The following is a 12,016-nucleotide window of genomic DNA, read 5'->3' on the forward strand; positions in this document are numbered from 1 at the left end:
TCGGATTAATCTGAGTAGATGTTGGAAGAGCTAGCGATTACCGAACCCGTCATCGCGGATGCGCTGAGCGCCCGAGTGGGACCCCGCTATTTGTCGGCCTATTTCGCGACCGCGCGCAGCATGAGCGAGGCCGTCGATTATCTGGAGGAGCCGATGGGCAAGGTCCACTACTGGACTCGCCGGTGGCACGACCTCGGGCTGCTGGAGATTGTCGATCGGGTGCAGCGAGCCGGCCGGCCGATCGTGCGTTACCGCACCATCGCTCGCAAGTTCGTCGTCCCGGAGCGGTTGTTGCCCGAATCGCTGTTGGAACGACAGCTCAACGCGGTTAACGCAGCGATGCTGCGCAACCTGCAACGCGGATATCCAGACGTTGCCTACGACGGTGAGCTGACCGTCTGGCAGCCGCCAGGTCAACGGGGGATCAGCATCGACCGGGCGTCATCGAGGGGAAAGAGGGCTGCCGAGAAGGGGGGTCTGCACTCCTCGTTCATCGTCAATCTCGACCCAGCTGAAACGGCCGAACTCCGCACCGAATTGGAGGTCCTGCGTGACCGCTGGCTCGAGCGGGCAGGGGGCGAGGATCGACGGGCCGGTGAAGATGGCCGGCGGGCGAACATGGTGATTCTCGCTCTGGCGGAGCACACAGCCGACTGAGCGACCGCGGTTGTCCGTCACTTTGCTATCGGCACGCCAGCGGGATGGCGGACAAGTGGGGAGGCCCCCTCAGCCCAGCAGCTGGTGCGGGAAGCACCATCGCCAGGCCTCGCCCGGCTCGAAGGAACGCATCACCGGGTGGCCGGTCTGCGCGTAGTGCTTCGAGGCGTGTTTGCCGTCCGAGGAATCGCAGCAGCCGACGTTGCCGCAGGTCAAACACAACCGCAGGTGTACGGGCGTCAGCCCCTCGCGCTCGCATTCCAGACAGCCCTCGGGATGCACCGGGTCGATCGTCAGCGGTGCTTGCGCCAGATCGGGGCAGCCGAACTGGCGTTGCTCGGGGGTGAGCAGAATCTGGTCCCGGGCTTCCCGGTCGTCCTCATTGCTTCTAGCGATCATCGATTCCTCCACGTCCAGGTCGTCCATGATGTCGGTGATGACTTCTGAGTCCATCAAGCCCTTGTCCCGCAGGGCAAGGACCTTCGCCCGCTCTGCTTCCAGCATCGCCATGCGCAGTTTTCGATAGGTGACCGACGTGGTGCTTGCCGCGACATCGCTGCGCCCCAGACGTTCCCAGCCGAGATTGGCTCGGCGTTCACCCTGCGCCTTGAGCGCGAGCACCACCGAGGTCGCAACCTCGGGGTCGCGAGTGAGTTCCTGTTCGAGACGCTCGTTGCCGGCGCGTACGGCCATTTGCAGAGTCTGTGCGTATTGCAACGCGTCTTCGCGTGGGTCCGGGCCGTGCAGGTCGACCGCTTTGGCGAGACGGCCGAGGGTGAATCCCTGCAAGACAAGGGTGCTGATAGTGACGACCAACGCCACGAAGATCAGCACGCTGCGCTCGGGTGCGTCCTCCGGCAACAGTGATGCCGCGGCCAGGGTGACCACCCCGCGCATCCCGGCCCAGGAGGCGACCACGCTCTCTCGTACGGACATCGTGTCCGGGTCGTGTGGGCCGTAGCGATTGATCAGTGCCCATCCCATGAGCCAGATCGCGCGCGTGACGATGACTGTCGCCAACACCGCGACCGCGACCAGGATGGTGTGGGCAACACCGAGGGAGGAGGTGCGGACGTCGTGCAGGATCGGCTGCACCTGCAGGCCGATCAGCAGGAAGACCAGGTTCTCCAGGATGAACTGCAGGGTGGTCCAGTTGAGGCGCTCGGAGACCCGGGCGCTGGCGGTCTGGTCCAGCGGCGCGGTGTGGCCGAGCAAGACCCCGCAGACGACAACCGCGATGACGCCGGAGGCGTGGACCTCCTCGGCCGGCACGTAAACCAACCAGGGCGTCATGAACGACAGCGCAACGTTGGTGGTGGTGTCCTGCACCCGACGGCGTACGAAGCGCAGCGCCTTTGCGGCGAGGTAGCCGATGGCGATGCCGCCAAAGGCGGAGATCACGAACGAACGGGTCACGTCGCCGGGCGTGACGGCGTGGCCGAAGGCAGCGATGGAGGTGCTGACGATGACCAGCGCGGTGGCGTCGTTGAACAGCGACTCACCTTCCAGCACCGACACGACTCGCCGCGGGAGCCCGATTCGGCGCGCCACCGCGGTGGCCGCGATGGCGTCCGGCGGAGCGACCACCCCGCCCAGGGCGAGGGCGATCGCGAACGGGACGGTCGCGACCATCCACCAGGCGACCAGCCCGACGGCGGCGGCTGTGCCGAGCACAAGGAACACCGACAGCCCGATGATCTGCCGGCGATCGCGACCGAGGTCGATCAACGAGGTGTTGATCGCGGCGGCGTAGAGCAACGGCGGAAGGAACCCGATGAGCACGGTGTGCGGGTCGAGGTGGACGGTCGGAACGGCTGGTACGAACGAGACCGCTCCGCCCAGGGCCGTCAGGATCAGCGGAGCCGACAGGCCGATTCGTCGACAGATGCCGTCGACGGTGACGACGGCCGCGACCAGGGCCAACGCGACGAGGGCGAATTCAGCGGGTTCCACTGCACAAGTATCGCGGGTGCCCTAACCCGTTGCGCTAGAGAGTGCCCAGCACCGCGTCGCGCAGCGTGTCCAGGCCCACCCCACCGATGTCGAGAGCGCGGCGGTGGAACGCCTTCAAGTCAAAGGCATCACCCTCGGCCTGCTTCGACTGCTCGCGCAACTGCATCCACAGGCGCTCACCGATCTTGTACGACGGAGCCTGGCCCGGCCAGCCGAGGTAACGGTTCAACTCGAACCGCAGGAAGCCCTCGTTCATGTCGCAGTGGGCGTTCAAGAAGGTCCACGCCTTGTCGTAGGTCCAGGACCCGCCGCCGACCTCGGCTGGCGCCTCGAAGCCGCAGTGGAAGCCGATGTCGAGCACCACGCGAGCAGCGCGCAGGGACTGTCCGTCGAGCATGCCCATCCGGTTGCCCGGGTCGTCGAGGTAGCCGAGTTCGTCCATCAGTCGTTCGGCGTAGAGCGCCCAACCCTCGCCGTGGCCGGAGGTCCACGCGTCCATCCGCCGCCACTTGTTGAGCAGCTCGCGGCGGAACATCGTCTGCGCCACCTGAAGGTGGTGTCCCGGAACTCCCTCGTGATAGACGGTGGTCAGTTCGCGCCAGGTGCCGAATTCGGTCACGCCCTTGGGCACCGACCACCACATCCGACCCGGGCGCGAGAAGTCGTCCGACGGACCCGTGTAATAGATGCCGCCGCTTTGAGTCGGCGCGATCATGCACTCGATGCTGCGCACCGGCTCCGGGATGTCGAAGTGAGTGCCGCCGAGCTCGGTGATTGCCTCGTCGGCCTTCGTCTGCATCCACTGCTGCAGGGCGTCGGTGCCGTGCAGTTGATAGCGCGGATCCGCATCGAGCGCCGCCGTCGCTTCCTTCACCGACGAACCGGGCTTGATCTGCTGCGCGACCTGCTGCATGTCGGCGTTGATCCGGGCCAACTCCTCCTGGCCCCACGCGTAGGTCTCCTCCAAATCAACGCTCGCGCCAAGGAATCGGCGGCTGAACAGCGGGTAGATCTCGCGACCGAACGCGTCCTGCTCGCGGGCGATCGGCAGAATCTCCTCGCGCAGGCGCTCGCCGGCTCGGGCATAGGCCGCGGCGGCCGTCCTCACCTGATCTGCCACCTGCGGGTGCTGACCGGCGTACGTCGCGAAGTAGCCGTCCGCTGCGGTGTGGTCGACCGTCTGCTGGATGCATTCGGTGACCTGGCGGCGGGCGGCGATATTGCCGTCGGCGGCCGCAGCATGCAGCGACTCGAACCACTGGTCGAGGGCCAGCGGCATCGCCTCCAGCCGGCGGCCGATGATGGCGAGCTGATCCTCGGTGTCGGTCGGCATCAGGTCGAAGATGTCGCGCACCTCCTGCAACGGGGAGGCGATCACGTCCAGGGAACTCTGCGGGATGCCGGCTTCGTGGACCTCGACGTCGAGGCCGAGTCGTTCGCGCATCGCGCTGAGCGTGACCTTGTCGACGTCGTCGACCGGTTGCGCGGCGGCCAGGGCCGCAAGGGTGTCGCGGGAGAGCTGCGCCTTGGCCTGCCAACCGGCGGGGGAGAAGTCGTCCAGTTTGTCGTCCTGGCCCGGCACTCCGAGGTAGGTCGCGGCGATCGGGCTGAGCGCAACCGAAGCGTCGTGGTAGGCGTCGGCGATGGCATCGATGGCAGTGGTTTCACGAGTCACGCCCTCGAACCTAACCGGTCGGTGACGCGGGTCACCACCGAAATTGCTGATCAGTCGACGTCGACGTGGCGCACCAGTTCGGCCGGCCGCGCGATCGCGCCCGGCTGGTTCCACCAGGTCATCGCTTCCACCCGCAACCGCCCGGCTCGTACGGCGGGGTCGGCCTCGGCGAGCGCGCGAGCCTCCGCCACGGAGCCGCAGCGGTAGACGCTCACCCCGCGCAGGTCGCTGTCGCCTTGCTCATCGACCGGGCCGTTCACGGCCAGCACGCCGCGTTCGCCAAGACCGGACAGGTAGGCCAGATGGTCGCGCTGCAACTGCTCGCCCGCAGCCTCGTCGAGTTGCGGCGGGTTCTCCCCGCGGCGCAGGAAGACCAGTTGGTAGACATGCAGTTCCATCCTCCGATCCAAGCACTCACCGTGATGGGATGGGAGGGTGAATGCCCACGTGAGGTCGACAAACATCGGAGCGGAACGCCCGAACGGCGCCAAGTCCACTCCCACCGGGATCGACAAGCGTCCGATGCCGTGGATCCGGCTGCGCCCACCCGGCCCGAAGCATGGCGGCATCGGCAGCGGCGTCGAGGGGGACTTCATCGGCGACCGACGTCATCACGGTGGCGACTATCAGGCTGTCTACGCCGTCGCCCGCGAGCAGCTTGACCACTGGGAAACCGAACTTGATCGGAAACTCCATGACGGAATGTTCGGCGAGAACATCACCACCGCTGGCCTCGACGTCGACCACGCGCTGATCGGCGAACGCTGGCAGGTGGGTGAGACCGTGTTGCAGGTCTGCGGCCCGCGGATTCCGTGTGGCACTTTTCGGGAACACATGGCCGAGCGCGGCTGGCTCAAGCGGTTCGTCGCCCACGAGTTGTCCGGTGCGTATCTCTCCATCGAAACCCCGGGCACTATCCGACCGGGCGACCCGATCGAGGTGATCCAGCGCCCCGATCACGACGTCGACGTTCCGACCGTCTTTCGAGCGTTCTACGGCGACAAGGCCGCGTTGCGCCGCGTGGTCGAGGCCGATTGCCTGCCCGACCCGGCGGAGCGCCAGGAACTGCGCGACCGGTTCGCCGACTAATTCAGCGACGGCCCGGCAATCCGCTTGCCCGCCAGCCAGTCCGCGCACGACCGGCCCACGTGGATCCTGTCTCGGTGGCAGGCGAGGGCGAGCCGCCGAGCGAAGAGAGCACGGCCACGAGCGCGGCCGTCTCCTGCGCCGACAAATCGGTCGGGGAGACCACCCGAATGGTCGCCGGAGTCTGTTCTGGTTCGACTGTCACAGCGGGATGTTTCCGTGCTTCTTGGGCGGCAGCGTTTCCCGTTTCGTACGCAGGGCGCGCAGCGCACGGACGACCTGCACCCGCGTCTCGTGCGGCGAGATAACGGCGTCGACATAGCCGCGCTCGGCAGCGATGTAAGGGTTCGCGAGGGTGTCCTCGTAATCCCGGATCAACTCCTGACGGCGCGCCTCGATGGCCGCAACGTCGCCGCCGGTCTGTTCGCTGACAGCGGCAATGTCCTTGCGGTACAAGATGTTCGCCGCGCCCTGAGCGCCCATCACGGCGATCTGGGCGGTCGGCCATGCCAGGTTGATGTCGGCGCCGAGGTGCTTGGATCCCATCACGTCGTAGGCGCCGCCGTAGGCCTTGCGGGTGATGACGGTGACCAGCGGGACGGTCGCCTCGGCGTAGGCGAACAGCAGCTTGGCGCCGCGGCGGATGATCCCGCCCCATTCCTGGTCGGTGCCCGGCAAGAAGCCGGGGACGTCCACGAAGGTCAGAATCGGAACGTTGAAGGCGTCGCAGGTGCGCACGAACCGCGCCGCCTTTTCCGAGGCGTTGATGTCGAGCGTGCCGGCCAGTTGCATCGGCTGGTTGGCCACCACGCCGACGGTCGCCCCGTCGACGCGCCCGAACCCGGTGACGATGTTCGGCGCGAACAACTCCTGGGTCTGCAGGAACTCGCCGTCATCGCAGACCTGCTGGATTGCGGTGACGATGTCGTATGGCATGTTCGCGGAATCGGGGATCAGCGTGTCGAGCGCGCGATCCTCGTCGGTGATGACCAGGTCTGACTCGTCGACCGGTTCATAGGAGACACCGGTGTCGAGGTTGTTCGGCGGCAGGTAGCCGAGCAGTTCCTTGACGTAGTCGATCGCGTCGTCTTCGTCGGAGCCCATGTAGTGGGCAACACCGCTGCGCGAGTTGTGGGTGCGCGCACCGCCGAGCTCCTCGAAGCCGACGTCTTCGCCGGTCACGGTCTTGATGACGTCGGGACCGGTGATGAACATGTGGGAGGTCTGGTCGACCATCACGGTGAAGTCGGTGATCGCCGGTGAATAAACGGCGCCACCAGCGCACGGGCCCATCACCAAGCTGATCTGCGGGATCACCCCGGAGGCGTGGACGTTGCGCCGGAAGATTTCGGCGTAGAGGCCGAGGGCCACGACGCCCTCCTGGATGCGGGCACCACCGGAGTCGTTGATGCCGACTACCGGACAGCCGATCTTCATCGCGAGGTCCATGACCTTGCAGATCTTCTCGCCGAAGACCTCGCCCAGCGAGCCGCCGAAGACGGTGAAGTCCTGGCTGAAGACACAGATCGTACGGCCGTCGACAGTGCCGTAACCGGTGACCACGCCATCGCCGTACGGACGGTTCTTCTGCTGACCGAAGTTGGTCGAGCGGTGTCGAGCGAGCGCGTCGAGTTCGACGAACGAGCCTGGATCCAGCAACTGCTCGATCCGCTCACGGGCGGTCTTCTTGCCCTTGGCGTGTTGTTTCTCGACGGCTTTACGGCTGCCGGCGTGGACCGCGTCGTCAATCCGCAGCTGCAATTCGGCCAACCGGCCGGCTGTGGTGTGGATGTCGACTGCGGGTGCGGCATTGGTGCTGTCGTCGGCACTCACCTTGTGACCTGTGTTACCCGTCATGGTCACAGACAATAGCCTTGGGGGCATGGCACCAGTTCTGGAGGCGGACCGACTGCGGGCGCAGATCCCTACGCAGCCGTGGAACCGGGTCGACATCGTCCCCGAGGTCGCCTCCACCAACGCCGCTCTGATGGCTGATCCACAACCTTGGAGCGTGTTCGTCGCCGACTTCCAGAGCGCCGGTCGTGGCCGGCTTGACCGCGGGTGGCAGGCGCCTGCCGGCCTCGGAATCTCCTTGTCGGTCACCCTGCCGTTGCCCTCGGAGCCCGGGCGCTGGGGGTGGGTCCCGCTGCTGGTCGGCCTCGCCGTACGACGGGCTCTGCTGCGCGCCACGGGCCTGACAGCGGGATTGAAGTGGCCGAACGACCTGCTGTTGAAGATTGGCGACGGGCAGCAGCGCAAGGTCGGCGGGATCTTGTGTGAGGTCGCTCCGGGCACCGACCCAGTGGTCGTTGCTGGCATCGGTATCAATGTGTGGCAGAACAAGGACCAGCTCGCTACCGATGCCGCAACCTCGTTGTCGCTCAACGGATCCCAGGTGTGGCGGGAGGACCTCATCGCGACCGTGCTCGAAGAACTCGTGGCGATCCAGGCCCGGTGGGACGACCCGTCCAGCGACGACGACTACCGATCGGCCTGCGTCACGCTCGGCCAGCAGGTGAAAGTGCAGGTGTCCCACGACCAGACCTGCACAGGGCGAGCGGTGGACATTGACGACTTGGGTCGCCTCGTCGTCGACGATGGCAACGAGCGGATCCCACACTCGGTCGGCGACATCATCCATGTGCGTCCCGACGCCGCCTCGATCCGGTCGCAGGACCGGTCGGCGTTTGTCGACCAGGTCGAAGAGCAATTGATGGGCAGCCCCCGCAGCCTGCGCCGGCTGGATGTCGCCGCATTGGCTGGCACGAATTCGGACCTGCCGCGCAAGTTCTGGCGCGCCATGGGATTCGCGAACGCTCGCGACGAGGACGTTGTCTTTAATCAGCGCGACGTCGAGGCCGTCCGTCGCATCGAACGGCTGATCAGTAACGGGTTGCTCGATGAGGAGACAGCGGTGCGCCTGGCGCGGGCCGTCGGCCGCAGCACCGACCGTATGCAAATGTGGATGCTGCAACTAGTCAGCGACATGATGACGGCCGAACAGGATCTCGAGCTCGACACCGCCATCGCGTTCGACGTCGCCGAGCGGATGATCGCCATCTCCGACGAGATGACGCTGCTGGTCGACTACGTTGCGCGCCGAAACCTGGCGAGCGCCATCTCCAAGATGGTCGCTGATGCCGAGCCGGAATCACATGTCGGTGTCGTGCGCACGGTCGGTTTTGCCGACCTGGTCAACTTCACCAGCCTGGTTCGGACGACCAGCGAGCGTGACCTCGCCGAACTGGTGACCACCTTCGAGACCACGGTCTCCGATGTCGTTGCTCAGGCCGGCGGTGCGGTGGTGAAAACAGTGGGCGACGAGGTCCTGTTCACTCATCGATCGATCGACGGCGGCATTCAGATCGCCTTCGACCTGCTCGAAGCGGTTGCTGCGTCGACCAAACTGCCACGGCTGCGGATCGGCGTCGCGACCGGCAGGGTGCTCGCCCGGCAAGGCGACGTCTACGGGCACACGGTGAACCGAGCCAGCAGACTGACCAGCACAGCAGCGCCGGGCGAGATTCTCGTTGACGCCGAAGTCGCCCGGGTGGCCACCGCAATGGCCACCGCCGATGTGTTCGAGGTGGGCGTGGTGCGCTTGCCCGGTGTCGGTGACGTGCAGGCCGCCGCCATCAGCAGATCCATCAAGAAGGAGACCAGATGATCACCCTTCGTCGACACGGCGATGGCGACCACATCGTCGAGCTGGTGCTCGATCGGCCGGCGGCAATGAACGCGGTCTCGACCGCCTTCGCTCGCGACCTGGCTTCTGCCACGAGCGAATTGGCCGCCGACCCATCCGTACGAGTGGTGCTGGTCAGCAGTAGCCACGACAAAGCGTTCTGCGTCGGCGCAGACCTGAAGGAGCGCAACGGGTTCACCGATGCCGAACTGATCGCGCAGCGACCGATCGCGCGGGCCGCCTACACCGGCGTACTGGATCTGCCGATGCCAACGATTGCTGCCGTTGACGGCTACGCGCTGGGAGGCGGGGCCGAGATCGCGCTGTCTTGCGACATCATCGTCGCCGGCGGCGACGCCCTGATCGGGCTCCCCGAAGTGTCCGTCGGGGTGATTCCGGGCGGTGGCGGCACCCAATTGCTGGTCCGTCGAGTCGGTTGGGGAAAGGCCTCGCGGGCCATCTTCACCGCGCAGAAGTTCTCCGCGGCCGAGGCCCACGCCTGGGGGTTCGTCGAGGAACTGGTCGCGGCCGGCGCAGCCCGTGACCGCGCGCTCGAACTGGCGCGGGGCATCGCCCAGAACTCACCGACCGGCCTGGTCAACGCCAAACGAGCCATGCGGTTGGGTTCGTCGACCGATTTGCAGGCCGGACTGGAAATCGAGGACGGCTGCTGGCGAGCCACTGCGTTCTCGCCGGATCGGGCCGAAGGCGTTCGCGCGTTCGCCGAGAAGCGTCGTCCGCAGTGGACCGACCGATGACCACTACGATCGAACCCATGATTCGGGTCCTGCTGGCGGAAGACGACAGCGCGATCTCGGAACCGCTGGCCCGCGCGCTGCGCCGAGAAGGCTATGTCGTCGACGTCCGCGAAGACGGCGCCTCCGCGCTGGAGGGTGCTCGGGAGAATCCCGACCTATTCATCCTCGACTTGGGCCTGCCGGTGCTCGACGGTCTCGATGTCTGCCGAGCCTTGCGATCGGAGGGCTACAACGTTCCGGTCCTGATCCTGACCGCGCGCGCCGACGAGGTCGACACGGTCGTCGGCTTGGATGCCGGCGCCGACGACTACGTCACCAAGCCGTTTCGGCTCGCTGAGTTGCTGGCTCGAACCCGGGCGTTGCTACGCCGCACGCCCATTGACGGCCCCACCGCACCCTTCGTCCGGATCGATACCGAGGCGCGGCGCGCTTATCGCGGCAATGACGAACTGCAGCTCACGGTCAAGGAGTTTGACCTGTTGCGGGTGCTGGTTCGCGAACAAGGCAAGGTCGTCTCGCGCGAGCAGCTCATGCGGGAGGTCTGGGAAACCACCTGGTTTGGATCTACCAAGACCCTCGACATGCATGTGTCGGTGTTGCGTCGCAAGCTTGAGGATGACGCCTTCGACCCGCGGTTCATCACGACGATCCGGGGCGTGGGCTTCCGCTTCGAGCTTCCGTCCGAGGGCTGAACCGCATTGCAGCGCAGGCTGATCCGCAGCATGACCACGACTCTTGCGGTGAGCCTGGTGGTCTTCATGATCCCGGCGCTCGCCTTTGCGGTGGGCTGGTGGCGACGCCTTGGGATCGTGCTGCTGGCCGGCATCGCGGCGCTGATCGGACATTTGGTCGCGCGGCGAATGGCCCGCCAGGTCGCCGAGCCGCTGCGCCACCTCACCGAGCAGGCCGAGTTGGTCGGCGACGGATCGGCGGTGTTCCGCCCGTTGCGCAGTGACATGGAGGAGATCACCCGCATCTCCCAGGTCTTCGAACGTCGTACGGGCGAGATCACCCGAACCCTTGCGGCCGAGCGTGAGTTCGCCTCCGATGCCTCCCACCAGTTGCGGACGCCGTTGACTGCCTTGTTGATGCGGTTGGAGGAGATCTCGATGGCCGACGACTTAGGGGTTGCCCACGAGGAGGCGCGCGTCGGTATTGACCAGGTCGAACGGTTGACCGGGGTGGTCGATGAGCTCCTGCAACGAGCCCGGCACAGCGTCGATGGCGAGATCCCGCAGACCTCGTTGGACTCGGTGATCGCCGCCCTGCAGCGGGAGTGGCAGCCCAACTTCGCAGAAGCGCGCCGGTCGGTGTTGGTCAGTGGCGAGCGCGGTCTGTGGGTGAGTATCGCGCGCAGCGCCTTGTCGCAGATCCTGTCGACCCTGTTGGAGAACGCTCTTTCCCACGGCTCGGGAACGGTGGAGGTCGGCGCCCGGCGATCGGGGCCATCAGTGGTGATCGAGGTCAGTGACCACGGCAAAGGCGTCGATCCGACGATCGCCGCTCGGGTCTTCGACCGTCAGGTCTCCACCGGAAGCACCGGTCTCGGTCTGGGTCTAGCCCGCGACCTTGCCGGCGCGAACGGCGGGCGGTTGGAGCTGCGCAGCGCCCGGCCTGCGGTCTTTGCGCTCTTTCTGTCCGCGGCTCAGGCGCCCGAACAAGAAGAATGGCCCCGTTGAGGGTCGAGCCTCAGGCTTGGTCGGCGAACTGCTGACTCGGGTCGACCGCCTCGGCCTCATCGAACTCCGGAGCGAAAACGAACGTCCGGTAGGTCCAGAACCGGAAGAGGGTTCCCAAACCGATGCCGATGAACGCGTTGATGTTGAGCCAGAGCGTTCCCTCGAGGTGAAGCACGTAGTGGCTGAATGCCACCCACACGGCCGAGATGCCGAGGGCAATGCCGTTCACCAGGAAGAACAACGCGATCTCGTGGTGGACCGGACGGTTGCGGCGGTGCCGGAAGGTCCAATAGCGGTTGCCGACCCACGCAACCGCGGTGGCGACGGCCCCACTGACGATCTTGGCTGTGGTGACCTTGCCGGCCATCGGTCCGGTGACCAGCAGGTTGAACCCGCCCATGTCGACCACGAAACTGATCAGGCCGACGGCGCCGAACTTGGCGACTTCATGCCAGATGCGGGCGGCGAAGGATTCGTGGGTGGTCTCTGACACATGTCGGATGCTAACCGATCAATCTGGGCG

General features: G+C 66.1%; 11 protein-coding genes. 6 read left to right on the forward strand and 5 right to left on the reverse strand.

The window, feature by feature from the left end:
* The first annotated feature begins 18 nt into the window (after nt 1-18).
* The gene (locus ACYU98_RS00925; RefSeq protein ID WP_460466295.1) at nt 19-657 is read left to right on the forward strand and encodes a hypothetical protein; all 639 of its coding nucleotides are present in this window, start codon (nt 19-21) and stop codon (nt 655-657) included.
* Between the two features lie 69 nt (nt 658-726).
* Here the strand turns inward: ACYU98_RS00925 and ACYU98_RS00930 are convergent, their stop codons facing one another.
* Genes ACYU98_RS00930 through ACYU98_RS00940 form a run of 3 tightly spaced genes read right to left on the reverse strand, consistent with a single transcriptional unit; the run spans nt 727 to nt 4,683 of the window.
* Nucleotides 727-2,610, reverse strand: a complete 1,884-nt coding sequence (locus ACYU98_RS00930; RefSeq protein ID WP_460466296.1) for a Na+/H+ antiporter — start codon at nt 2,608-2,610, stop codon at nt 727-729.
* Nucleotides 2,611-2,644: 34 nt separating this feature from the next.
* A complete protein-coding gene (locus tag ACYU98_RS00935; RefSeq protein WP_460466297.1) occupies nt 2,645-4,285 on the reverse strand; it encodes a DUF885 domain-containing protein in 1,641 nt (546 codons plus the stop codon).
* Nucleotides 4,286-4,335: 50 nt separating this feature from the next.
* Complete coding sequence (locus ACYU98_RS00940) at nt 4,336-4,683, reverse strand: YciI family protein (RefSeq protein WP_460466298.1); 348 nt, start codon at nt 4,681-4,683, stop codon at nt 4,336-4,338.
* A gap of 49 nt (nt 4,684-4,732) precedes the next feature.
* Between ACYU98_RS00940 and ACYU98_RS00945 the strand changes: the two genes are divergently transcribed.
* Complete coding sequence (locus ACYU98_RS00945; protein WP_460466299.1) at nt 4,733-5,374, forward strand: MOSC domain-containing protein; 642 nt, start codon at nt 4,733-4,735, stop codon at nt 5,372-5,374.
* Nucleotides 5,375-5,572: 198 nt separating this feature from the next.
* On the opposite strand, the gene ACYU98_RS00950 is transcribed toward ACYU98_RS00945, so the two are convergent.
* On the reverse strand, nt 5,573-7,228 hold the full coding sequence (locus ACYU98_RS00950; protein WP_460466300.1) for an acyl-CoA carboxylase subunit beta: 1,656 nt from the start codon (nt 7,226-7,228) through the stop codon (nt 5,573-5,575).
* Between the two features lie 25 nt (nt 7,229-7,253).
* On the opposite strand from ACYU98_RS00950, the gene ACYU98_RS00955 reads away from it, so the two are divergent.
* The 4 genes from ACYU98_RS00955 to ACYU98_RS00970 are packed head-to-tail and all read left to right on the forward strand — an operon-like array spanning nt 7,254 to nt 11,493.
* Nucleotides 7,254-9,038, forward strand: coding sequence for a biotin--[acetyl-CoA-carboxylase] ligase (locus ACYU98_RS00955; RefSeq protein WP_460466301.1), 1,785 nt, complete (start codon nt 7,254-7,256; stop codon nt 9,036-9,038).
* Complete coding sequence (locus tag ACYU98_RS00960; RefSeq protein ID WP_460466302.1) at nt 9,035-9,814, forward strand: enoyl-CoA hydratase/isomerase family protein; 780 nt, start codon at nt 9,035-9,037, stop codon at nt 9,812-9,814. The genes ACYU98_RS00955 and ACYU98_RS00960 overlap by 4 nt, the downstream gene beginning before the upstream one ends.
* Nucleotides 9,815-9,831: 17 nt before the next feature.
* Complete coding sequence (locus tag ACYU98_RS00965; RefSeq protein WP_460466303.1) at nt 9,832-10,506, forward strand: response regulator transcription factor; 675 nt, start codon at nt 9,832-9,834, stop codon at nt 10,504-10,506.
* A 30-nt stretch (nt 10,507-10,536) separates the two neighbouring features.
* A complete protein-coding gene (locus ACYU98_RS00970) occupies nt 10,537-11,493 on the forward strand; it encodes a sensor histidine kinase (RefSeq protein ID WP_460466304.1) in 957 nt (318 codons plus the stop codon).
* A gap of 10 nt (nt 11,494-11,503) precedes the next feature.
* On the opposite strand, the gene ACYU98_RS00975 is transcribed toward ACYU98_RS00970, so the two are convergent.
* On the reverse strand, nt 11,504-11,986 hold the full coding sequence (locus ACYU98_RS00975) for a GtrA family protein (RefSeq protein ID WP_460466305.1): 483 nt from the start codon (nt 11,984-11,986) through the stop codon (nt 11,504-11,506).
* Between the last annotated feature and the right edge of the window lie 30 nt (nt 11,987-12,016).

It is taken from the genome of Calidifontibacter terrae, from assembly GCF_054778835.1.

Coding starts and splice junctions, on each gene's coding strand:
- ACYU98_RS00940 (WP_460466298.1), bottom strand. CDS start 4,683: ATGGAACTGCATGTCTACCAACTGGTCTTCCTGCGCCGCGGGGAGAAC.
- ACYU98_RS00965 (WP_460466303.1), top strand. CDS start 9,832: ATGATTCGGGTCCTGCTGGCGGAAGACGACAGCGCGATCTCGGAACCG.
- ACYU98_RS00960 (WP_460466302.1), top strand. CDS start 9,035: ATGATCACCCTTCGTCGACACGGCGATGGCGACCACATCGTCGAGCTG.
- ACYU98_RS00955 (WP_460466301.1), top strand. CDS start 7,254: ATGGCACCAGTTCTGGAGGCGGACCGACTGCGGGCGCAGATCCCTACG.
- ACYU98_RS00970 (WP_460466304.1), top strand. CDS start 10,537: ATGACCACGACTCTTGCGGTGAGCCTGGTGGTCTTCATGATCCCGGCG.
- ACYU98_RS00925 (WP_460466295.1), top strand. CDS start 19: ATGTTGGAAGAGCTAGCGATTACCGAACCCGTCATCGCGGATGCGCTG.
- ACYU98_RS00950 (WP_460466300.1), bottom strand. CDS start 7,228: ATGACGGGTAACACAGGTCACAAGGTGAGTGCCGACGACAGCACCAAT.